Annotated in this window: 1 protein-coding gene; it reads left to right on the plus strand. The window is 70.8% G+C overall.

Annotated elements, in window-relative coordinates; translation table 11 throughout:
* Positions 1 to 3: 3 nt before the first annotated feature.
* Positions 4 to 25,110 (plus strand): hypothetical protein, encoded by a 25,107-nt coding sequence (locus tag ORI60_RS02260; protein ID WP_266033415.1) that lies wholly within the window; start codon positions 4 to 6, stop codon positions 25,108 to 25,110.
* The last annotated feature ends 1,287 nt before the right edge of the window (positions 25,111 to 26,397 follow it).

Genomic DNA, 26,397 nt, shown 5'->3' on the forward strand with positions numbered 1-26,397 from the left:
CTCATGGCCAAGGGGAACGTCAACCCGAACCCGTCGTCGAACCCGGGAGCGAACCCTCCCCCCTCGGCGCCGCCCACGAGCGGAACGGGCGGAGGCGGCCCCACCGGCAACAGCGGTTTCTCCATGAACGACTCCTCGATGCAGGGGTTGCAGAGCAAGGCGGGTGACCTGGGGTCCCGGCTGTCGAGCATCTCGTCCGGCCTGCGCGGCCTGAACTTCAGCGGCAACGCACTCGGCCCCATCGGCCTGTTCGCGGTGCCGGCGCTCAACTCGTCGAACGACAACGCGGTCTCCCAGGCCGACCGGGGCGCCAAGGCGTTCACCGACGTCCAGGCCAACCTCAGGGCCACGCACCAGACGGCCACGCAGGTCGACACGACCAACCAGAACAACATGAAGTCGATCGACCCGGCGACCGGCGTGAAGAACACGCAGGGCGGAGGCGTCAACTCGACCGGCGTGACGGGACCCGGCGGCGGCAAAGCCAGCACCGTCGCCAACACGCAGGGCGGAGGCGTCAACTCGACCGGTGCGACGGGACCCGGCGGCGGCAAAGCCAGCACGGTCACCAACACCAAGGGTGGAGGCGTCAACTCGACCGGCGTGACCGGACCCGGCGGCGGCAAAGCCAGCACCGTCGCCAACACGCAGGGCGGAGGCGTCAACTCGACCGGCGGCGGGAAGGGACCCGGCGGCGGCGCCGTCGGACCCGTGCCCACCACCCAGGGCGGCGGCAGCACGCCCGGTGGCGGCGCCAAGAGCCCCGCGCCCTTCAGCCCCACCGCACCCGGCTACACCGCCCCTGGCAACGCCGGCGGCAAGGGCGGCAGCACCACGCCGGGTGTCAAGACCCCGGGCGGTCCCGCGGTCGGACCCGTGCCCACCACCAAGGGCGGTACCGGCGGCGGTGTGAGCACCGGCGTGAACACGCCGGGTGGCCCCGCGGCCGGACCGGTTCCGACCACCAGGGGCGGCACCGGGACCACTCCCGGCGGCGGCGCCAAGGGCCCCGCGTCCTTCACCCCGACCGCGCCCGGTTACACCCCTCCCAGCAACGCCGCCGGCGGCAAGGGCGGCACCGGGTCCACTCCCGGCGGCGGCGCGAAGGGTCCCGCGTCCTTCACCCCGACCGCGCCCGGTTACACCCCTCCCGGCAACACCGCCGGCGGAAAGGGCGGCACCGGGTCCACCCCCGGTGTCAAGAGCCCGGCCGCGTTCACGCCCACGGCACCGGGGTACAACGGTCCCGGCGGCAAGGGCGGCGCGACCCCCGGCACGCCCGGCGGCGTCGGCGCGACTCCTCCCGGCGGCGGCGCCAAGGGTGGCGCGACCCCCAGCACGCCCGGCGGCGTCGGCGCGACCCCTCCCGGCGGCGGTGGCAAGGGCCCCGCGTCCTTCACGCCGACGGCGCCGGGCTACAACGGCCCCGGCACCCCCGGCGGCGCGGCCGGCACCCAGACCTCCACGACCGCTCCCGGTTCGCAGAACGCGGCGACGTCACCGTCGCGCGGCGGCGCCACGCCTCCGGGCATGGCGCCCGGCATGGCACCGCCGATGGCACCGGGAGCGACTCCCGGCGCGACCGGTGGCGAACGCGGCGGCAGCAAGTTCACCCCTGCCGGCGGCGGCGCGAAGGGCGTGTTCGACGCACCCAAGCCCCCCACGCCGGACAGCACCATCACCAAGGCCCCGCCTGCCACGACACCTTCGACGCCCCCTCCCGCGCCGAAGCCCACCCCGCTCGTCCCGCCTCCGGCCGCGACCACTCCCCCGGCCGCCACAGCTCCCCCGGCGGCCACGCCGAACACCGCGCCGCCCGCCCAGTCCAAGCCGGGCACGCCGCCGGTGTCGACACCGCCTCCGGCGGCGAACGTGCCGCCGCCCGCACAGTCGCGCCCGGCCCCCACCGCACCACCGGTGCCGTCGCCCGCGCCGAACACGAACGCGCCGAACACGAACGCACCGAACACGAGCGCACCGTCTCCGCGCCAGGACACGACGCCGTCGGCACAGCCACCGCGCGCCGACGCACCACCCGCGCAGACCCGCCCGGCACCGCCGGTCACCACCCCGCCGGTCACCACCCCGTCGCCCGCCCCGGCGGCGAACACACCTCCGGCCGCCCCGGCGGCGAACACGCCCCCGGCCAACGCGCCTTCCCCCGCCCCGGCGACCAACGTCCCGCCGGCGAACACCCCGTCTCCGCGCACGGAGACGACTCCGTCGGCACAGCCACCGCGCGCCGACGCACCACCCGCTCAGACGCGCCCCGCGCCGCCCACCACCGTGCCGCCGGTCAACACGCCGTCCCCGGCCCCGAACGTCAGCACGCCCCCGGCCAACCCGACGACGAACACGCCGCCGGCCAACGCACCCTCGCCGAACCCGGCGACCAACGTCCCACCGGCGAACACCCCGTCTCCCCGTCCCGAGACGACTCCGTCCGCACAGCCGCCGCGCGCCGACGCCCCACCCGCTCAGACGCGTCCGGCGCCGCCTGTGAGCGCTCCGCCTGTGAGCGCCCCGCCGGTCAACACCCCGCCGATCAGCGCACCACCGGCCAACACCCCGCCGGCCAGCAACCCGCAGACCAACACCCCGTCAGCCAGCGCACCGCCGGTCAACACCCCGCCGGCCAACACGCCTCCGGCGAACACCCCGCCGCCGAACGCCGCGACGCCGCCTGCCACCGTGCCGTCGCCGCGGCCTGAGGCGAACGTCCCGCCCGCCAACACCTCGCCGAACCCGAACCCGAACCCCGCCCCCAGGCCCGAGACCACGGTCCCGCCGGCGAACACGCCGCCGCCCGCCCCGGCGACGAACGTGCCGCCCGCGAACGCGCCGTCGCCGAAGCCGGACACCGCCGTTCCCGCGGCGAACACGCCGAAGCCCGAGACCAGCGCTCCCCCGGTCCAGCCGAAGCCCACCCCGGACACGGCCACGCAGCCGCCCGCGCAGACGCGCCCGGCGCCGCCGGTCACCAGCCCCAACGCCGACGTCCCGCCCACCAACACGCCGAGCCCCGGCGACCCGAGCGTCAAGACGCGGCCGGCTCCCCAGCCGCCCGCCGGCGCCGCGCCGAACCCGAACACCACGGCGAACCCCAACCCCGCGCCCGGCCTCGTCGTGGCGCCGGTCGTCGTGCCGACGCCGAACCCGGCCTCGCCCAACCCCCAGGGCCCGCGGTCCGGCACCAACACGAACAACGACACGGACAGCGACACCGACTCGGTGTACGAGGACGCCGTGGAGTTCCAGACCGTCGAGCAGCGCGTGAACAGCTACCGCGCCGAGGACCCGAAGAACGACTCGGGCTACTGGCCGGACGCGAACGGCGACCTCAAGCACGGGCCGAACCCGGCGTCGGAGTTCGTCAGCATCAGGGTCGACGAGAACACCACGGTCGGTCTGACGCCGTACATGGCCAAGCAGTGGCTGGCGGACAACGGCGTCACCGTGCCGCCGCGCACCAGTGTCGAGGCGGCGATCCACCCGTTGCTCTACGACGCCGGCCTGGGCGGCGGCAACCGCAAGCCCGAGGTGTACGGCGTCGACAACGCCGCGGACTTCCGCAGCGAGATGCAGGGCGTCGCGGCCGAGCAGAACATCCAGGCACAGCAGAACGTGCTGAACGCGGTGAACGACCTCGCCACCGACATCACGAACAAGTACCCGCCGGAGCAGTTCAACTACGTCGGCCTGGGCCGCAGCCCGGCCGCCGTGGTCGCCGCGCTGCAGAACCAGGGCCACGACGCGGTGTCCATCCCGCTGTCGAACTTCCGGCCGCTGCCCTCAGACCCGAACTCGATCCTCGCCCCGGCGTACAACGGTCCTGACGGCAAGCCCAAGACCGAGCCGATGACCGACCAGCAACAGGACATGCTGGACCAGCACTTCAACGAGTTCCTGGGAGACCTGCCCCCCGGCAAGGACGTGCTGCTGATCGACTACACGCAGGGCGGTCTGTCCCTGGTGTCGGCGCAGAGCCAGCTGCAGCAGCACATGATCAACAACGGGTCGGACGCCCACGTGCAGGCGTTCGCGATCCACGAGGCGACCAACCGCAACGACATCAGCAAGACGATCAACGCCGCGGCGCAGCCGGGGTCGAGGTTCCAGGGCCTCTACGAGCAGTACATCGACGGCACCGGCCGCGCGGACGCTCGCCAGGACTTCCGCGACAGCATCGAGACGCACGAGATCCCCTTCAGGCACCCGCTGGGCGACGCGTTCCGCAACGAGGCGTTCGACGACTTCGCCGAGCACGGGTCGTACAAGATCCTCGACCAGAACCCGGACACGTTCCAGCAGGACCGCCCCCACAAGCACCACGACGTCGAACCCGGCGTCACGCCGGCCTGGGACGTGCTGAAGGACGCCGTCGCGGAGAACAACCCGCAGCCGAAGCCGGAGACCGCCGACAACGGCAGCGGGAACGACAAGGGCAACGACGACGGTCCCGATTCGGGCAACGGCAAGGACAACCCGAAGGACGACGGCTCCAGGGGCAACGACCCCAAGGACGGCGGCACCAAGGACAACACCCGGCCCGCACCTTCGTCGCCCGGCAACACCGACGGCAACGACAAGGGCGGTTCGGGCAAGGACGGTTCGAGCAGGGACACCGGCGACCAGGGCAACGGACGCGGGCGCGGTGACGACGCACCGCCGCCTCCGCCCGCGGACAACGACGCCGGCAACGACTCGAAGGACAACGGGGACAAGGACAGCGGCAACGGGGACAAGGACTCCGACGCGGCGACGGACGCCGACGCCGACACCGGAATCGACCCGGAGGTCGTCGCCGAGATCAAGTCGCAGCTCGACGACCTGACCACGGACGCGATGGAGAACGCGAGCCCGAAGGCCATGGACGTCGAGGCCGCGCTCGAGAACAACCCCGGCACGTTCGTCTACAACGAGGCAGGCCTCGACCTGCTGCGCTCGTCGGTCGTGCTCGACACGAGGACCGCGGAGATCTCCGCGATGATCGAGCAGCACGGCGCGGCGAACGTCGCGGAGGCGTTCCGCCAGCAGTTCAACCGCCCGATCATCGAGGGCACCCAGATCGACGCGTTCAACGACCCGAAGAACGGCAAGCAGAACTTCGAGAGCTGGGCGCACAACCTCTGGGCCACGATCGACAACACGCCCAAGTACGACAACGACCCCAACGCCCTCGCGTCGGAGATCTTCGACCACGAGAAGGGCTACAACCGCGCGACCAACTTCGCGCAGGACGCCGCCCTCCAGGCGATGCTCAACCCGGACGGCCCACAGCTGTCCACCGAGGTCGAGTCGAAGCCCGCGCCGGCCGCCGACCCGATGTCCCAGGGCACCTGGATGCTCGACGTCCTCGGCAACGCCGGGCTCGTCCCGAAGGACAAGGCCGTCGACACGGACACGTTCGTCGACGTCGTCTCGAACCCGGAGACCAAGCACACGCTGGAAACCGTCCTCGGTCCGATCAGCGACGCCAAGATCCAGGAGATCAAGGACGAGCTCGCCGAGTGGGGCATGCTCACCGAGCCCGTCGTCGACGACTCCACCGACATCCAGGCCGACACGAACACCGGCACCAACGCTCCGGGTACCAGCCAGGACACCCAGGGCAGCCGCGGCGCCCCGCCCGCGAACACCCCGCCGCCCGCTCCCCCGGCGCCGCCCGCTCCCCCGGCGCCTCCCGCGCCGGCGCCGAAGACCGACGTACCGCCGAAGATCAAGAGCGGTGGCGCGCCGCCCAAGCTGGACGCGCCGAACCACCAGGGCAAGGACGTCCTCACCGACGAGTCGTGGCGGCACGACCCGGCGAAGACCGCGGACTGGTTCGCACCGAAGGATCCGGCCGACCCGAGCACGTGGGCCGACCGCAGGGCCGACGCGCACGTCGGCAAGGTCGACACCGAGGTCGCCGACGTCAAGACGAACAGCACCCCGTCGAACGTCGACTCCTACAAGGGCATCGTCAGGTACGACCTGCGCCGCATCGAGACCTCCCCTGGCAACTTCGTGCAGGAGTACACGGTCAAGATGCACCTCGATCCGGGTGCGAACACGGACCCGAAGGTCGTCGAGGACCTCAAGGCCAAGGTCACCCAGGGCGTCGACTCGCTGCTGAACCAGGGCCACCGCATGCCCAGCGGCGACCAGTTCCACGTCAACGTCGAGTTCACCGACAACAAGGCCGACGCGCACGCCCAGGTCACGGTGGGCGACAGCAAGACGAACACCGACCAGGACAACTTCAACCCGAACGCGTCCCCCGAGGTCCTCGCCCACGAGACGCTGCACTACCTCGGCATCCCGGACGAGTACAAGGACACGTCGCGCGTCTTCCAGCAGCACGACACCAACTCCGGTGTGCACCAGAACGACGGCGGCATGATGGGCGCCGACGTCCTCGACAAGAGCAAGGACCCCGGTCTGCGGCCGCGGCACCTGTGGCTGATCGAGAACACCGCCCACAACCAGACCGTGGTGCACGACACCAGGCTGGACACGCCCAGCCCCACCACGACGCCGCCCGCCACGACGCCGCCCGGCACGAACACCGGCACGGACGCGGACACCAAGACCGACCCGAACGCGGACACGAAGTCCGACACCAAGGCTGAGCCGAAGTCCGACACCGACTCTCGGCCCGCACCGACGAAGCGCTCCCGTGAGGACGAGGGCGGCGCGAACGTCCCCGCGGCCGACGAGCGGACGACCAAGAAGCCGCACACCGAGGTCCAGCCGGAAGCCGGTCCGTCCACTGTGGACGGCGAAGCGGCGATGGAGGTCGACAACACCACCGACTCCCAGGTCGACGCGCTCGCCGAGCAAATGGGCAACATGACGCTCGACCAGATCGACCCGAACACCAGGTACAACGACGCGTTCAGGAAACTCGGCGAAGGCACGATCGACGTCCCCACCAGGGACACCTACCTCGGCAAGCTCAAGGACAGCGTCGAGAACAACAAGCCGCCGTCGTTCGTGGTCAACATGATCGTCGGCCACGGGTCGCTGAACCACCCCGACCCGAACAACCCCGCCGCCGACATCAACAGCGTCATCGACGCGATCACCAAGGACGCGGGCAAGCACAAGGACAACATGGTCTTCGTCATCGGCGTCAACGGCAAAGCCGCTGACATCGATGCGATGAACGCGGCCATCAACGAGGCCAACTCGAAGATCGCTGGGCGGTCGGAGCCGATCGCGCTGGTGCCGCTGGAGGTGCCCGCCACGGGCAAGTTCCCGTTCGGCGACATGCGCAACCAGACCATGACCAGCGACGCCAACAAGTTCGCGGTCGGCGCGATGGCGGGCAAGGACACCCACCCGTACCTGTCCATTCAGGACTTCGACACGGGCTCGCGGCGCGTCGCCGACGGCAAGACCGACATCTTCAACCACGTCGCCAACTCGATGAACACCGACGCGGGTCCGATGCGTCCGCTGATGTACACCGGCGGCTACCGCGTGGGCGACCCGCAGGTGCTGGTCAAGGACGTCGAGGCGCGCATCAAGAAGCAGCGCGAGAACGACCTGCCCGAGCTCAAGGGCAAGAAGAAGACCAAGCTCGAGAAGGACCTCGCCAAGGCCGAGTTCCAGATCAAGCAGCCGGACTTCGCGCAGCGCTTCGAGCAGGCCATGAAGAACGACATGGACGCCCGCGTGCGGCAGGGCAACACCAACCCGATGCTGCCCTACGGCCCTGAGCCGAACCTGTTCATCGACGCGGCCGTCCCGCTGGTCGACCCGAACGTGAAGTTCAGCCCGGGCGAGGCGGAGTACAACGGCCTCGGCAAGTCGATGAACGACTTCGCGGGCAAGGAACTCGCCGACATCAACAACAACGCGTTCGCCAAGCCGGACCCCAACCAGGCCCTCAAGGACGCGCGCCTCCAGCTCGTCAACGACGCCAAGGCCGAGGGCCGAGAGCCGACGCAGCGCGAGTTGCAGGAGTTCAAGAGGCTCACCGACGAGATCAACGCCAACGAGAACGCGGCGGCGTCGGACCCGACGTTCAAGGACAACGCCTCGCAAGAGGTCATCGACGGCGCGATCAACGTCCAGGCCCAGACCAACAGCAACCCGTACCGCGGCGAGACGTTCAAGAACGACTTCGTCGACGGCGCGGTCGCGACCGACCTGTCCCGCCTCGCGCTCGGGTTCGCGAAGACCGAGGGCAAGTCCTGGCCGCAGTCGCACGTCGACATGAAGGGCGTCCCGAACCGGCTCTTCGGTGGTGACACCCCGAAGGCGTCGAAGGCGGCCAAGGCGGACGCCAGCCTCGCGACGATCCGCAAGGAGTTCAGCGGCAAGCCCAACGACCAGCGCGAGGCCGCCCAGATCCACGGCACGCAGTTCGATCCCGAGACCGGCGAGGTCACGACGATCGGCACCGAGTGGAGCCCGACCGTCGAGGACGCGACGAAGCTCGGCTGGCAGGAGAAGAACACCCTCAACAAGGCGGTCTCAGCGCCGCTGCCCGGTGGCATCGGCTACCACGGCATCGATCCCCAGAGCACCTCTCCCGTTCCGGGCAGCGCCGGCGCCGACGTCGAGATGCAGGACGCCGACGCCGACAACGACGTGGACGTCGACGAGGACGCCGACATCGACGACGACGCGAGCGACGTCGACGAGACCGCGGACGACACGACGCCGACCGAGGACGTCGACCCGGACACCAAGCACCACAAGATGGCCACGGCGCTCGACGCCGCCATGTCGGAGAACAACGCGAACGTGCAGCGCACGTTCGGCGCGCTGCAGCACCAGATCCTGCCGATCGCGGGCGACCCGCGCCCGGACGGCATGTTCCAGGCCGTCCACGACGCACTGAGCCCGAAGCCGGCACCCGGTAGGAGCAAGGCGACCGGCAAGCCCGCACCGCCGCCGCAGGACCTCCGCGGCAGGACGGCGGAGAAGGCCGCCACGGCGTCGCCGGACATCACCGCCCAGATCGCGGAGTTCCGGCAGCAGCACAAAATCCAGGGCGGCCACCTGGTCAACGCGTTCGCCGAGCCCGGCCCGACGCCGACCGTCGACATCGACCCGAAGTACCAGCCGAACAGCGGCGAGGTGAAGGTCGACAACAGGGGCACGGAGGGCACGAAGCTCACCGCGGACGAGCAGGCGAAGGAGAAGGCCGCGACCGAAGCGGCCAAGGTGGCCGACAACGAGGTCGCCGCCAAGGCCGAGGAGCTCGCCGCACGCGTGCTCGCGACGGAGCTCAAACGTCCCGTCGTGTTCCACCACCCCGACGGCACGTTCACGCAGCACGACCCGTTCGTCGAACGGCCGAAGCCCGCGACCCTGGCCAAACCCGACCCCAAGGCGCCCAAGACCGCGAAGCCGGGCCAGCCGATCCACCTCAAGGCGGAGCCCCAGCCGAACGGCAGGACGAAGTACAGCCCGCACGTGCCGCCGGCCCAGCCCGGCTCGTCGAAGAGCAGGCCCGCGCCGGTCGCCGACCGTTCGGTGGACACCGACACGCGCCAGACCCGTCCGGCACCGCAGCCGGCCCCGCCTGCGAACACCAACGCCGGCACGAACCAGAACACCGGCACGGACACGCGTTCGGCCCCCGAGGTCGAGACCCGTCCCGCGCCGCCGAAGCCGACGGCGAACCCGGTCATCCCGATGACCACCGTGGCGCCGCAGCCGGTCGGCCAGGTGCCGGACACGAACCTGCCGAGCTTCTTCCAGGACAACAAGGCGCTCGGGTCGATCACGCCGACGCAGGTCCCCGGCGCGGACGCGGTCGTGGGCGAGATCCAAGGCCTCAAGCCGAACGACCAGGCCCGCATCAAGAACGCGATCGAGAACGACTTCGAGACGTTCCTCGGCGGTGGCCGCAACTTCCAGGTGAAGATCGGCGGCACCTGGTTCGAGGCGAACATCCGCGCCGAGATGCACGCGGACGCCACCACGACCGTGACCGACGCGGCCGACACCAAGGTGGACAAGAACTACCAGGCCGCCGCGGCCACGGGCACCACGAACAGCATCTCCACGTCCAACGACGTCGGCGCCTCGGCGACGGCCGGTGTCCCGATGGGCCCGTACGGCTCGCTTGGCGGCAAGGCGGCGCTCGCGACGCCCGCGGTCTCGCAGGCCACCAGCAACTCGATCACCGAGCAGCGCGCGATCAAGGGCTCAGACGACGGCTCCAAGAAGGTCACCGTCCCGGTCTCCTACGAGATCACGCTCACCGATGCGAACGGCAACGTCAAGCCGCCCGCCACGGTCGACGGCGGTCCGGTGACGCTGCAGGTCCCGACGGACCTGACCAAGATCGTCGACTCCGGCAAGTCCTCGGCGATGACCCCGCCGAAGGACCCGGCGTGGGGCACCAAGGTCGAGAACGCGGTGCCGGAAGCGGTGGTGGTCAAGGACTCCGGCAAGGCGTTCTCGGAGGTCGCGGGGAAGCTGCACCCGTCGATCACGAAGATCGGCTCGCCCGGCCGCGAGGCGCTGCAGAACTTCCTGAGCCCCACCTCGATCCGCAACAACCTGCCGTCGATGCTCGGCGGGTACGTCACGTCGCCCGACCTGATCAGCCCGCACGCCAGCAAGGGCGGCGCGGTGCAGATGACCGCGACGCTGAAGGACGCGAAGCTGGTCGGCACGAGCGACCAGGCCGCCCTGGACCTCAAGGACACCTCCGCCTGGGGCAGCAGTGTGTCCGCGACCACCAAGACCGGGTTCGACGTCACCGCCGGGCTCGGCGGCAACATCGGTGTGCCCGGCCAGGTCGGCGGCACGGTCGGTGCCACCGCGACCTACTCCACGCGCACCGCGGAGGGCGTGAACGCCGGGTCGAGCAGCAGCCACAAGTCCGGCATCGGCGTGAAGTCCGAGACGGGCCTGTACGAGGTCACGGCCGAGGTCGAGGTCCGCACCCCCGCCGGCGACAGCGTGAAGATGGACGTCACCACGCACATGCGCATGGGCCTGGGCGAGGCCGGCGCCGTGGGTCTGCCCACGCCCGAGGGCACCAGGAACAGCACGACCGACCCCGCCACGGCGGACAAGAAGTTCCTGCCGCCGTTCGTCGCCGACACGCTCGCCGCCGGCAACGCCAAGGTCGGCGAGTTCACGCCGGCGACCAAGGTGCAGAGCCAGGTCGAGGGCAAGCTGCGGGAGCTGCCCGGCTTCGAGAAGTTCCTGCCGCAGTGGAACAACCCGGACGCGAACCCGCGCAGCAGCAAGGGCCAGGGCTTCGCGGACGTCGCCGAGCAGCTCGCGAACCAGCGCAAGATCACGGCGACGCTGTCCCCCGCCGCGCTCAAGGCGAACATGGACAGCCTGCTCGGTCCGGGCGTCTCGGTGCAGCTCAAGAATTCCGGCAAGACGACGAACACCTACGTGAACGTCACGGTCAAGGCCAAGATCAGCAACCCGAAGCACCTCGGCCAGGCCGACGCGCACTCGGTCAGCGACTCGACGACGACCGGCCCGAAGCTCGACGCCAACACCAGCACCACCAAGGGCTGGACCGGTGGCGTGCAGGGCAGGGCGAACATCCCGGTCAAGACCGGCGTCGCCTCGCTCACCCCGATGCCGCAGGCCGGTGTCTCCTACAACCACTCGTGGACGGACAAGACCTCGGCCGGCCCGGCGGTCTCCACCACGTCGTCCCACGCCGGCAGCCCGGACTCCCAGGTCTTCTCCAACGACGTGGAGTTCGAGGTCGAGATCACGACCTTCACGCGGCCCCGCACGTGGGTCCGCACGATCGTGCCCGGGGCGCCCGGCTTCCACTCGCCGGAGGTGACGACGGTCGCCAAGACCGGCGCGGGCCTCGACAAGATCGACGGCAAGGTCAACCTGTGGGTGTCGGACAGCGCCACCCTGGACAACAACCCCGGCGACGGCTTCAAGCCCGGTGACCCCGAGCCGAAGCAGCTCGAGAACTCGCCGACCGTCAAGGACCTGCTGAACCCCGAACAGGCTCGGCCGAAGTCGCCGGAGTTCCTCAACGTGGAGGCGGTCGCGAACACGACCGCGTTGCGGGACCAGGCGATCGACGCGCTCAACCGCGCCGCGAAGGGCGACTCGGCGCTCACCGTGCCGGGCACCGCGTCGCGCGCCCAGATCGACAAGATGTTCGCCCCGGAGAACATCAAGGCGAACCTGCAGCGGCTCATCGAGACCGGCGTGCAGGAGCAGGGCCTGAAGTACGACCGGCGCGTCACCGACCGGTCCGGTGCCATCGGCATGTCGGTGAAGCTGGGCGAGGCGAAGCTGGTGTCCATTTCGGACACCACCGGCTCGGACAACTCGGTCAGCGGCGGGTACAAGGCCGGTGAGTCGTCCACGACCAGCCGGTCGGTGGACCTCACCGCGGGCATCAACGTCCCGGTGCGCCCCAACGTCACCCCGCCGCCCGCCGGCACCCCGTCGCAGCCCAGTGGCTCGGGCGGTGCCGCGGTCACCGGCAAGATCACGCCGTGGTCGGACAGCAAGACCACGTCGAACGAGATCGGCGGCACCGTCGACCGCGGCCGGACCACGCCCGGCGAGGCGCGGACCGTGCTGATCCAGGTCGACGCCGAGTTCACCATCGTCGGTGAGAGCCGCGCCGGGAACTTCCTGCACGGAGGCACGCCGAACGCCGAGGGCGTCACGGTGAACATGCCGAAGTCGGTGTTCGTGCGGGTGTCCGAGGACGTCGCGCGCGAGCTGGGCGCGTTGCCCAAGGTCGAGTCGAGCGTGCCGAAGCCCGACTTCCCGAAGATGGCTCCGCCGTCGACGGTGGCGCCCGACGAGCCCGGCGCGCTCGGTCTGTCCAACGTGGAGTCGGTGCCGGACCTCTCCGGTGTGGTCAACGACCTCACCACCGAGCTGTCCGCGAAGACCAAGAAGTTCGGCAGCGACCCGCTGATCCCGGACTCGGTCCTCAAGGACTCGATGAGCAACCTGCAGCGCATCGTCGACCTCAACTCGCCGTCGAGCGTGAAGGCGATGATCGACAGTGCGCTGGACGGCGGTGTGCCGCTGCTGGTGCACCAGCCCGGTACGTTCGGCAAGGACTCCTACCACGTCACGTTGCGGGCCAAGGCGGGCACGCCGCAGTTCGACCAGGTCGTCAACGACGGCGTCGACATGTCGCACAACGTCGGCGGCTCCCGCAAGGACAGCGACGGCCAGGGCCGCGGCACCGGCTGGGGCGTCGGCGTGCGCGCGCCGGGCCTGGCCTCGCCGGGCAGCGCGAACCCGAACGTCTCGGGCACCGCGGGTGTCAGTGCGGGCGCGAACATCGGTGGGAGCACGAGCAGTTCGGTCACCACCTCGACCAGCGAGGCGTTCAGCCAGACCCGCACGGCCAGCGGCCCCGCGGCGCGGTACACCGTGCCGGTCGAGTTCGAGCTCGTCGTCGAGAAGGGCACCAAGCAGGTCGCGAAGGCGGAGAGCGGCCCGCAGGAGATGAAGGTCCGCACCCACGCGGACAACCAGAAGATCTCCCAGCCGACCACCGGTCACGGGAATCCGCAGCCGTACATGTCCGCCGCCAGCAAGCGCGGCGGCGAGTTCGGCACCCCAGAGGCCGCGGCCACCTTCCAGCAGGACACCCGTGCCTCGCAGCTGCCGCCGACCGCGTCGGTGGAGAACCTGCGCGGTGCCAAGGACCTGCGCGACGCCGCGGTGAAGGCGATGACGGACGCCGGTGCGGGCAAGGGCCTGACCGGCAAGGGCACGGGCTCTCTCAACAGCCTGTTCTCGACGCTGAGCCCGGAGAACCTCCAGCCGCACCTGCCGTCGATGCTGTCCGGCCCTCTCGAGGTGCCGGGCCTGAAGGAAGCGGCGCTGACGTTCGGGCAGGACGCCGACGTCAAGGTCTACGCGAAGCTCGTCAACCCGCAGCTGGGCTCGCTCAGCGACGACGTCAAGATCGAGACCCCGCTCACCACGAAGACCACCGAGACCTCCAGCGAGGCCAAGGTGTCCGAGACCGCCGACGTGTCGGTCGGTCTCGCGCAGGGCAGCGCGGCGGTCAAGCAGAGCACCGACCCGAAGGACACCGTCAACTTCGGCACCGGCGGTGTCGAACTGCGGCACGCCGGTGAGGACTCCTCCGCGGTGTCCGGTGGTCCGGCGCAGGCCGAGGGCGGCGCCGTCAAGCCCAAGGACACCTCCCGCACCGGTCTCGTGCAGTTCGACGTCGAGTACCGCGTGGTCGCGACGATCGGCGGCAAGACCTCCGTCGTCGACCTGTCCGTGCCGAACTCGGCCGGTGTGCGGATGCCCGCCACCGAGGTCGAGACCATGCTGAACCAGCAGTTCAGCGACTCGCTCAAGGACGCCCAGGCCGACGTCAAGAAGGCGGCCGACGACTGGCGGACCGCGGAGAAGGACGTCGAGAAGGCCCGCCACGACGCCCAGGACAGGATCAACGAGGCCGCGGCCGTGCTGGCGCGGACCGACGGGCCTCTGGGCGACGCGTCGACGAAGCTGAACACGGCGATCGACGCGCACCTCGACGCCGAGGCCAGGGTCACGCCCTTCCAGACGGCGTTCGACAACGCGATCAGGGACGCGGGCCAGACCCGTGCCCAGATCAAGGACCTCAACGCACAGGCCGTGTCGCTGAGCCAGGACGCGCAGGTCGCCGACAACGCGGTGAACGACGCGCGGGCCGACGGCGCTCCGCAGGCCGAGATCGACCGGCTCACGCAGGAGGCCGACGCGGCGCACGCCGCGTTGACCGACGTGCAGCAGCAGATCGCCGACGCGCGTGCGGAACTCGACGTCCGGCGTCAGGCCGCCGCGGACGCCCACACCGCGCTCCAGGGGCCGAAGGAGGCCGCGGCCCAGGCCGATGCCGCCCGCGCCGCCGCCGAGGACGCGCGCCAGAAGCTCGTGGACGAGCAGACGGCCGCGGAGAAGGCGATCAAGGACGCGGAGACCAGGCTCGACGCCGCCCGGCGCGACGCGGACGCCAAGCAGAAGCTGTGGTGGGACGCCAAGGCCCAGGTGGACAACGAGGTCGACGCGTTCAACACCACGGCGAACACCCCGCCGGCGCCGCCCGCGCCGACCACGACCACGACCACCTCGACGGCGACCCCGGACGTCGGCCAGAGGCCCCTGCCGCAGGAGTCGTCCGCGGCGGAGACCAGCAGGAGTGGCGCCGAGGCGAGCTCGTCCCGTCCCGCGCCGTCCGCCGCGCCGTCCGCTCCCCCGGCGCCCGCCCCTCGCGGCGACGCGCCGAAGATCAAGAGTGGTGGCGCGCCGCCGAGGGCGACCCCGCCGACCCCGGAGTCGCACCGGGGCAAGGACGTCCTGACCGACGAGTCGTGGCGGCACGACCCCGCGAAGACCGCCGACTGGTTCGCGCCGAGCAAGCCGGCCGACCCGAGCACGTGGGCCGACCGCAGGGCCGGCGCGAACGTCCGCACCGTCGACGTCGTCGTGCACGACGTCCGCACCGACAGCACGCCCTCGAACCTGAAGTCCTACAAGGGCCTCATCAACTACGACCTGCGCCGCATCGAGACCAGCCCCGGCAACTTCGTGCAGGAGTACACCGTCAAGGTGCACGTCGACCCCGCCGCGAAGGTCCACTCGGAGGTCGTCGCACAGGTCAAGGAGAACGCCACCAAGGGCGTCGACTCCCTGCTGAACCAGGGCTACCGGCTCCCGAGCGGTGACCAGTTCCACCTGAACCTGGAGTTCACCGACAACAAGGCCGACGCCCACACCAGCATCAAGATCGACCCGAAGAACCCCAACGTCGACCAGACGCACTGGAACCCGAACACCAGCCCCGAGGTCCTCGCCCACGAGACGCTGCACTACCTCGGCATCCCGGACGAGTACAGCGACAAGTCGCGGGTGTTCCAGCAGCACGACACGAACTCGGGCGTGCACAAGGACGACGGCGGCATGATGGGCGCCGATGTCCACGGCAAGGAGCCCGGCCTGCGGCCGCGGCACCTGTGGCTGGTCGAGCGCACCGCCAACAGCCAGGTCATGGTGCCCGACACCAGGCTGGACACGCCCGGACCGGCCACCGCGCCGCCGTCCACCACGCCGGGTTCGACGCCCGACGGCGACACGCGCCCCCAGCCGAAGCGCGTCGAGCGCCCGGTGGACAGCGACAGCGACCTCAGCGACCTCGACAGTGACGTCGAGCAGGACACCCAGCCGCAGACCAAGAGGACGAAGCACGACGGTCCCGAGTTCGACCCGGGCAACGTGGCCGGTCCGTCCACCGCGGACGTCGAGAACCTGACCGCGACGCTCGGTGCGATGTCGCTGGGCCAGGTCGACTTCAAGTACAACCAGGCGTTCGCGAAGCTGGCCGAGCACGCCGTCCCGCTCCCCAGCAGGCAGGAGCACATCGGCAAGCTCTACCAGAGCATCAACCAGAACAAGCCGCCGTCGTTCGTGGTCAACATGATCGTCGGGCACGGACAGCTGAACGACCCGGTCAACGGCATCGACGCGGTCATCGAGTCGATCACCAAGGACGCCGGGGACCTGAAGCAGAACATGGTGTTCGTGGTCGGCGTGAACGGCAAGCCCGCCGACAACGCCGCCCTCGAACAGGCCATCGCGGACGCCAACACCAAGATCGCCGGCCGCGCGGAGCCGATCGCCCTGGTGCAGCTGCCGCCCGCGCCGTCGGCCCCGAAGGCCAAGTTCCCGTACGGGGACATGCGCAACAACACGATGAACAGCACCGCCAACAAGTTCGCCGTCGGCGCGATGCTCGGCAAGGACACGCACCCGTACATCTCGATCCAGGACTTCGACACCGGCTCACGCCTCGTGACCGGCAACGACAAGGACGTCTTCAACCACTTCGCGGACTCGATGAGCTCGCCGGAGATCGGCCCGATCCGCCCCCTGATGTACGCGGGCGGCTACCGGGTCGGCGACCCCGACGCACTCATCCCGGCGGTCGAGGAACGGATCCAGAAGGAGACGAAGGCGCTCGACGCCGAGCAGAAGAAGCTGAACGGCGACCGCGCCAAGGTCGACAGCGGCAAGCACAAGCTCACCGGCGAGAAGCTCAAGAAGGCCCAGGAGTCGCTCGACAAGCGGCAGAAGGACATCGACGCCAAGCTGGAGGAGCTGGAGACCGCGAAGGCCCAGCTCGCCGATCCCGAGTTCGTCGCGAAGTTCGAGCAGGCCATGCGCGACGACATGGACGCGCGGGTCCGGCAGGCCGACGTGCACCCGTTGCTGCCGTACTCCCCCGAGCCGAACCTGTTCGTCGACGCCGTCGTCCCGCTGGTCGACCCGTCGGTGAAGTTCAGCAAGGAGGACTCGGAGTTCAACGGGCTCGGCAAGTCGATGAACGAGTTCGCGGCCGCCGAGATCTTCGAGATCCACGCCGCGAAGTCCGTGTCGCAGCCCGACACCGGCACCCGGATCGAGGACGTCAAGTCCGGTGCCGCGGTCGACGCCGCCAACAACCGCAACCCGTTCCGCGGCGAGAACTTCTCGAACGACTTCGTGGGCGGCGCGGTCGGCACGGACCTGTCCCGTCTCGCGCTCGGCTTCGCGAAGGACAAGGGCACCTGGTGGCCCCAGTCGCACGTCGACATCGCCAACGTCCCGAACCGGTTCTTCGGCGGCGAGACCAGCGTCGAGGCGAAGGCGGCCAAGGAAGGCACCTCGCCCGCGTCGATCCGCAAGGACTTCCAGAACAAGCGGCACACCGAACGCGAGCCCGAGCAGGTCAAGCAGCACACCTACACCGACGACCCGGCGACGGGACGCCAGAAGCTCGAGTCCACCCAGGGCGGCTGGCGGCCATCTGACGCGGACGCGCGCAAGCTCGGCTGGCAGGACAAGAACACGCTCAACCAGGCGATCTCGACCGACATGAAGTGGGGCATCGGTCACGCCGGCATCGACTCGGGCCTGCCGCCCAAGCCGCCGAAGCCGGCTTCCGCGCCCTCCACTTCTGCTGACAAGAAGGGCAAGGGCAGGGCCAAGCCGGCCGCGGACCAGGACCTCGACAAGAAGGCCAAGGCCGCGCTCAAGAAGGCGGAGAAGGCGGCCAAGGAAGCCGCCCTGCCCCCGATCGACGCCACGACCAAGCAGCAGAAGATGGCCGCGATGGTCGGCCTGGCGTTGTCGGACAACAACAGCAACGTCACGCGCACGTTCGGCATGCTGGAGCACGGCGTCCTGCCGTACGCGTCCGCACCGCGCCCGAACGGCCTGTTCGACGCGGCACAGCGGGCGCTGGCCTCGGAAGGCGACGTCCAGACGGCGGCCGACCTGCGCCGGCAGACGATCGACCAAGGCGCGGCCGCGTCTGCCGACGTCACCACGAAGATCGCGCGGTACCGGCAGCAGCACGGCCTGGAGAACGGCCACCTGGTCAACGCGTTCGTCGAACCCGGCCCGGCGCCCAGGACGCCCCTTCCGGACAGCTTCAAGCCGAAGGACGGCAACACCCACGTCCCGGTCGACAACACCGGCACGCCCGGTCAGGAGCTGGACGCCCAGGAGCGCGCCGCGCAGGACAAGGCCGACGCGGACGCGAAGGCCGCCGACAACGTCAAGGCCCGTGCGGCGGAGGACCTGGCCGGTCACCTGCTGGCCACCCAGCTCGACCGGCCGGTGGTCATCCACCGTCCCGGCGAGACGCCGACGACCCTGCAGCCGTTCACCGGCGACTCGTCCGGGCCCGAGCTGCACCTGAAGGCCGAGCCGAACCCGAACGGCAAGTCGACCTTCACGCCGCACGACCCCGACGCGATGGACGTCGACGACTCGCCGACGCGGCAGGCGCCGCCGTCCACTCAGGACGCCCCGGCGTGGACCGAACCCGAGTCCGACGCGCCGACGCGGCCCGCACCGCCGTCTCCCACGCCGAACCCGGTCATCCCGATGACCGTGATCGCGCCGCAGGGCGTCGGCCAGGTCATGCCGGGCACGCAGGCACTGCCGGGCTTCTTCCAGGACAACAAGGCGCTGGGTACGATCGCGCCGACGGACGTCCGGGGCGCCGAGAACGTCACCGGCGCCATCGACGGCCTGAAGCCCGCCGACGCCGCCCGCATCCAGCAGGCGATCAAGGGCGACTTCGAGTCGTTCCTGGACAAGGGCCGCAACTTCCAGGTCAAGATCGGCAACACCTGGTACGAGGCCAACATCCGCGCCACCATGCAGGCGCAGACGGACGTCGCCCCCGTGGAGGCGCCGGGCGTCAAGGTCGACGCGACCGCCCAGTCGGGCAACTCGTCCTCGGCCACGCACACCGTCGCCACGGCCAACGACGTCGGCGGCGCGGCCTCGGCCAGCGCCGGGCTCGGCCCGTACGGCTCGCTCGGCGGCAAGGCGCAGCTCGCCACGCCGGCCCAGTCGCAGGGCATGTCGTCGTCGCTCACCGACCAGCGGATCATCCGCGCCGGCGAGGGGTCGACGCAGGCCACGGTGAACGTCACCTACGACATCACCCTGGCCGACGCGAGCGGCGGGATCAGGCCCGTCGCCTCGGTCAGCACCGGCACCGACGTGACGCTGCAGATCCCGAACGACCTGGCCAAGATCACGAACTCGGGCAACACGTCCGCCGAAGTCACCCCGTCGGTCGCCAGGTGGGGCGCCAAGCTCGAACACCCCGCACCCGAGGCGGTGACGGTCGACAACCCCGCGAGGGCGTTCACCGAGGTGGCGCGCGAGCTCCACCCGTCGATCGTCAAGATCGGCTCGCCCGGCCGCGAGGCGCTGCAGAACTTCCTGAGCCCCACCGAGATCCGCAACAACCTCGGCGCGATGCTCGGTGGCGCCTACGTGACGTCGCCGGACCTGATCAGCCCGCACGCCAGCAAGGGCGCCGCGGTGCAGATGAAGGCGACGCTGCGGACCGCGCAGCTCGTCGGCACGCTCGACACCGGGCAGCTCCGCCTGCACGAGACCTCCGCGCACAGCAGTGGTGTGTCCTCGACGACCAAGTCCGGCGGTGACATCACCGCCGGGGTCGGCTTCAACGCCGGTCTGCCGAACGTGGTGGGCGGCCAGGCCGGCGTCACGGCCGGCTACTCCGCCCGCACCGCGGAGAACGTGAACGCGGGCATCAACACCGCGCACAAGAGCGGCATCCAGCTCAAGGGCGACACGGGCCTGTACAAGGTGACCGCCGAGGTCGAGGTCCGCACGCCGAGCGGCAAGACCGTCCAGGTGCCGGTCACGACGTACCTGCGTGTCGGCCTGCCCGAGGCGGGTCAGATGGGCCTGCCGACCCCGGACGGCACCCGCGCCACGATCGTCGACGAGTCGAACAAGGGCACGAAGTTCCCGCCGCCCTACCTGGGTGACGCGATCGCCGCGGGCAACGCCAAGGTCGGCGAGTTCGAGGTCGCCTCGGAGGTCCAGACGCAGGTCGAGGACGCGCTGCGGGACGTCCCCGGTCTCGCCAAGTTCCTGCCGAACTGGAACGACACCACCGCGAACCCGCGCAGCAGCAAGGGCAAGAACTTCGCCGACGTCGCCGAGCAGCTCGCGAACCAGCGCAGGCTCACCTCGCAGCTGTCCCCCGCCGCCCTGCGGACCAACATGGACAGCCTCATGGGTCCGGGCGTCCAGGTGCAGCTGAAGAACAGCAGCAAGTCCACCAACACCTACGTCAACATCACGGTCAAGGCCAAGGTCTCCGACCCGAAGCACCTCGGGCAGGCCGACGCGCGCAACGTCCGCGACGCGTCGTCGACCGGACCGAAGCTCGACAGCTCCTCCAGCACCACCAAGGGCTGGAGCGGTGGTGTCGAGGGCAAGGTCGCGATCCCCGGCCAGACCAGCGTCGCCAAGCTGACGCCGACCCCGCAGGCGGGTGTCAAGTACAACCACTCGTGGACCGACAAGACCACCGCCGGTCCCACGGTCAACACCACCTCTCTCAGCGTCGGCAGCCCGAACGCCCAGGTGTTCCGCGGTGACGTCGAGTTCGAGGTCGAGATCACCACGTTCACCCGGCCGCGGGCCTGGGTTCGGCGGATCGTGCCCGGTGCTCCCGGGTTCCACGCGCCGCAGCAGACCACGGTCGCGAAGACCGGCGACGGCAAGCTCGAGCCCATCAAGGGCGAGGTCAACCTCTGGGTGTCCGACAGCTCCACTTTGGACGCCGACCCCGGCAAGGGTTTCGAGCCCGGCACGCCGGAGCTGAGGACGCTGAAGGACGCGCCGTCGGTCAAGAAGCTCCTGAGCACCAGGACCGGGGAGAAGGCGCCGGACTTCCTGCACGTGGAGGCCGTGGCGAACACGACCGCGCTGCGGGACCAGGCGATCAGTGCGCTCAACCGCGCGGCGGGCGGCGACTCGGCGCTCACCGTGCCGGGCACCGCGTCGCGCGCGCAGATCGACAAGATGTTCTCCCCGGAGAACATCAAGGCGAACCTCCGCACGCTGACCGAGACCGGCGTGCAGGAGCAGGGCCTCAAGTACGACCGCCGCGTCACCGACCGCACCGGCGCGATCGGCGTGAAGTTCGGGCTGAGCAACCCGAAGATCGTGTCGATCTCGGACAACACCGCCACCGAGAACGCCAGCACCGGTGGCTACAAGGCGGCCCAGTCGTCGTCCACCGGCAGGGCGGTCGACATCACCGGCGGCATCAACGTGCCGATCAAGCCGAACGACCCCGCTCCGCCCGCCGGTGAGCCCACGCCCGCCAGCGGTGCCGGTGGCGTCGCGGTGGCCGGCAAGGTCACGCCGTGGTCGGACTCGAAGTCGTCGGCCAAGGAGGTCGGCGGCAGCCACGACCGCAACTACGTGACGCCCGCGGGCGGCCGCACCGTGCTGGTGCAGCTCGACGCCGACGTCACCGTGGTCGGCGAGAGCCGGGCGGCCAACTTCCTGCACGGCGGCACGCCCAGGTCCGAGGGCGCCACCGTGACCCTGCCGAACTCCGTGTTCGTGCGGGTGACCGAGGACGTCGCGCGGGACATGGGCCTGTTGCCCGACGTGCAGCCGAACGTGGACAAGCCGGACTTCCCGCAGATGGCGCCGCCCGCGACGGTGGCGAAGGGCGAGCCGGGTGCGCTCGGTCTGTCCACGGTGGAGAGCGTGCCGGACCTGTCCGGCGTGGTCGCCAAGCTGTCGGAGGAGGTCGGCACGAAGACGGCGAAGCGCTTCGGCGGTTCGCTGCTGCCCGACTCGGTGCTCGACGACTCGATGAGCAACCTGCAGCGCCTGGTCGACTTCAGCTCGCCGGCCAGCGTCAAGGCGATGATCGACAGTGCGCTGGACGGCGGTGTGCCGCTGCTGGTGCACCAGCCCGGCACGTTCGGCAAGGACTCCTACCAGGTCACGTTGCGGGCCAAGGCGGACACGCCGCAGTTCCAGAACGTCGTCAACGACGGCGTCGAGATGGAGTCGACGATCTCCGGCTCGCACAAGGTGACCGACGGCCAGGGCCGCGGCACGGGCTGGGCACTCGGGCTGAAGGCACCGGGGCTCGCCGCGCCCGGCAGCGCCAACCCGAACGTCTCCGGTACCGCCGGCGTGATGGCGGCGGCGAACATCGGCCAGTCGACCAGCAGCGGGGTCAGCACCTCGACGACGGACCAGTTCGCGAGCTTCCGGGCGGGCAGCGGACCGGCGGCGCGCTACACCGTGCCGATCGAGTTCGAGCTCGTCGTCGAGAAGGGCGACAAGGAGATCGCGAAGGCCGGGAGCGGCCTGCAGGAGATGACCGTCCGGCTGCACGCGGACAACCAGAAGGTCGGTGGCGGGACCGCACCGCAGCCGTACTCCAAGGACCAGCAGTCGCGAGGCGCCGACCAGGCCACCCCGCAGGCCGTCACGGACTGGCGCCGGGGCAGCACCCCCGCCCTCCCGGCGGGCGCGTCGGTGGAGAACCTGCGAGGTGCCCAGGACCTGCGCGCGGCGGCGATCGACGCGCTCAAGGAAGCGGGCGCGGGCAAGGGCCTCACCGGCAAGGGCACGGGCTCGCTCAACAGCCTGCTGTCCACGCTGAGCCCGGAGAACCTGCAGCCGCACCTGCCGTCGATGCTGTCCGGCCCGCTGAGCGTGCCGGGCCTGCACGAGGCCGCGCTGACGTTCGGGCAGGACGCGGACGTCAAGGTCTACGCCAAGCTGGTCGACCCGTCGCTGGGCGCGCTCAGCGACGGTGTGGCGCTGGAGAACCCGAAGTCGCAGGTCACCTCGACCAGCACGGACTCGAAGGTCACCGAGAGCGGTGACGTGTCCGTCGGTCTCGCGACCGGTGGCGCGGGCATCAAGCAGAACACCGACCCCCGTGACAACGTCGCGGTCGCGGTGAGCGGCGTCGAGCTCCGGCACGCCGCCGAGGACTCGACGGCGAACTCCGGTGGCCAGACCGACAACAAGGTCAACAACCTCAAGCCGAAGGCCACGACCGGCCTGGTGCAGTTCGGCGTCGAGTACCGCGTGGTCGCGACGATCGGCGGCAGGACGGCCGTCGTCGACCTCTCCGTGCCGAACTCGGCCGCGGTCCGCATGCCCGTCGCGGACGCGCAGACCGTGCTGCAGAAGAACGTCACCGAGGAGCTGACGACCGCCCAGACCGAGGTCAAGTCGGCCGCGGACGCCTGGCGCACCGCCGAGGTCGAGGTCGACGCCCAGCGGCACGCCGCGCAGCAGGTGATCAACAACTCGGCCGCGGTGCTCGCCAGGAACGACTTCGCTTTCACCCCGGTCCAGATCGACTACAACAACGCGATCGAGGCCCACCTCACCGAGCAGGCGACGCTCGCGGACCTGGAGGCCAAGGCGGAGACCGCTCGCCTGGCGGCCGCGCGCACCCTCGACGCGATCAACGAGCTGTCCCCGAAGGTCGGTGGCCTCGGGGCACTCGCGATGACCGCGCGGTTCGAACTGGACGACGCGAAGTCGGACGTCGAGGCCAAGGCGAAGACGCTGGAGGGGCTGGAGGACCGGCTCGCCGCGGCGCCGGACGACACGGCACTGCGGGAGCAGGTCGAGACCGCGCGCCAGGCGCACGCGGACGCCGAGGCCGCGCTGAGGACGGCGGAGACCGCGTTCACCGGCACGCAGACCGCGATGCAGGAGGCCCAGCACGAGCTGGACGCCGCCAACGCCGCGATCGGTGGTCTCCGGGCGGAAGCGACCGCCCGGCGTGCGGACGTCGTCGCGCAGGAGCAGGTCGAGGCGCAGGCTCGCGCCGACCGCCTCGCCGCCAAGGCCGCGCACGACCAGGCCGCGGAGCGGATCGCCACCGCCCGCGCGGAGCAGGAGGCCCTCGTGAGGGCCGCCGAGACGAAGCTGAACGACGCGCGCAGGGCGGCCGACCTGAAGCAGCAGGAGTGGTGGGAGAAGAAGGCGGTGGTCGACCAGAAGATCGCCGACTTCAACACCGCGCCGGCGACGACCACCACGTCGGCCGCTCCGCCGGCTCCGCCCGCTCCCCCGGTGTCCAGGTCCGCGCCCCCCGCCGAGGCGTGCGGCGGGGCCGCGCCGGCCGCGGGCGGGCCGTCGCGGCCGGCGCCCCCCCCGCCCCCCCCCGCCCCCGGCCGCCCCCCCGGGGCCCCGGCCCCCGCCCCCCCCCGCGGCGGCCGGCGCGGCCCCGCCGGACGAGGACGTGCAGACGCGTCCGGCGCCGCCGCCTCCCGCCCCGTCCACTGTGGACGAGCCGGCCGATGCCCCGGCGCCGACCGAGGTCGACGACCGGCTCGAGGCGCTGACGGCGGACGCGATGGCGAACGCCCCGGACTTCGCGAAGTCCGTCGAGAGCAGGCTGGAGGGCGACCCGGGCAGGTTCGTGCAGTCCGAGGCGGGCCTGCACCTGCTGCACGCCTCGGTCGTCCTCGACACCAGGACCGACCAGATCGCCGAGCTGATCGCGACGCACGGCGTGGACGAGGTCGCGGCGTCGTTCAACAAGGCGTTCGACCGGCCCTACATCGAGGGCGCGCAGCTCGCGCAGTTCGCCGACCTGGGCGACCCGGGCAACCGCGCCAAGTTCGACGACTGGGCGCACCAGCTGTGGAACACCGTCAGGGAGTCCGACGCCCTGAAGGCCGACGTGGACAAAGTCGCGGACCTGTTCAACCACGACAAGGGCTACAACCGCGGGTTCAACATGGTCCAGGAGGCCGCTCTCGCCGAGATCGTGCCGCCGCCGGCGCTCACCGAGGCCATCGGTGACACCCCGGTCTGGGGCACGGACCTCGACGACCAGGCGATGTGGGTCCAGACGGTCCTCGGCAACGCGCAGATCATCCCGCCGCGCCAGGTCGTCAGCCCGGAGGTGTTCACGCAGGCCGTCACGGACAACCGCGGGGTTCTCGGGGACGCGCTGGAGGTCGCGCTCACCGACGCGAAGATCGCCGAGCTGACGGCGGAGCTGCAGGAGCAGGGCATGGTCTCCGCGACCGGCTCCGACGCGCAGACCCGTTCGGCACCGCAACCGCCCAACGCGCCCTCTGCCGAGGCCGGTAACACCTCCGACGCCGGCACGGAGGCGCCCAGGAGCGTGCCGGACGTCGTGGTGGCGAGCCACCTCGCGGCGTTGACGACGGACGCGATGACGAACGCCTCGCCGCTCGCCAAGCAGGTGCAGGCGGCGCTGGCCTCCGACGCCGGCAGGTACGTGCAGTCCCAGGCGGGTCTCGACCTGCTGCGGGCCTCGGTCGTGCTCGACACCAGGACCGCCGACGTCGCCGCGATGATCCAGCGGCACGGCGTCGAGAAGGTCGCGCGGGCGTTCAACAAGGAGTTCGGCCGCCCGATCATCGAGACGGCGCAGCTGGCCCAGTTCGGTGACCTCAGCACGCCGGAGAGCCGGACCGCGTTCGACGGCTGGGCGCACCGGATGTGGGACACGATCGGCAACACGCCGTCCTACAGCGCGAACCCGGACAGGGTCGCGGCCGAGGTCTTCAACCACGACAAGGGCTACAACCGCGGCACGAACTTCGCCCAGGAGACCGCGTTCGCGGACCTGGTCGGCGCGCCGCCGCTGACGGACTCCATCGCGACCACGCCGGTCTACGGCACCGACCCCTACAGCCAGGCGTTGTGGGTGCAGAAGGTGCTGGGCGACGCGAAGGTCATCCCGTCCGACGCGATCGTGAGCCCGGAGGCGTTCACCCAGGCCGTCACGGACAACCGCGCGGAACTCGGTGCGGCACTGGGCGTCGAGGTGACGACGGAGCTCATCACCGAGCTCAAGCAGCACCTGCAGGGCGACGGCATGGTCGACGACGACCCGGCACCGTCCGCCGAGCCCGCGCCGCCGTCGGCCCCGGCACCCCGCAGCGCGGCGGAGACCGCACTCGTGGCGCTGACCGACGACGCCATGCAGAACGCCACCCCGCTGATGAAGCAGGTGGAGGCGGAGCTCACGCAGAACACGAACAAGTACCTGGACCACAAGGCGGGCATGGACCTGCTGCGTGCCTCGGTGGTCCTGCACTCCCGTTCCGGCGAGGT

Source organism: Lentzea sp. NEAU-D7 (assembly GCF_026242055.1).
In the GTDB taxonomy this organism is placed as follows: domain Bacteria; phylum Actinomycetota; class Actinomycetes; order Mycobacteriales; family Pseudonocardiaceae; genus Lentzea.

Excerpts from the sequence above, each read along its gene's own strand:
- ORI60_RS02260 (WP_266033415.1), top strand. The coding sequence starts at position 4 with ATGGCCAAGGGGAACGTCAACCCGAACCCGTCGTCGAACCCGGGAGCG.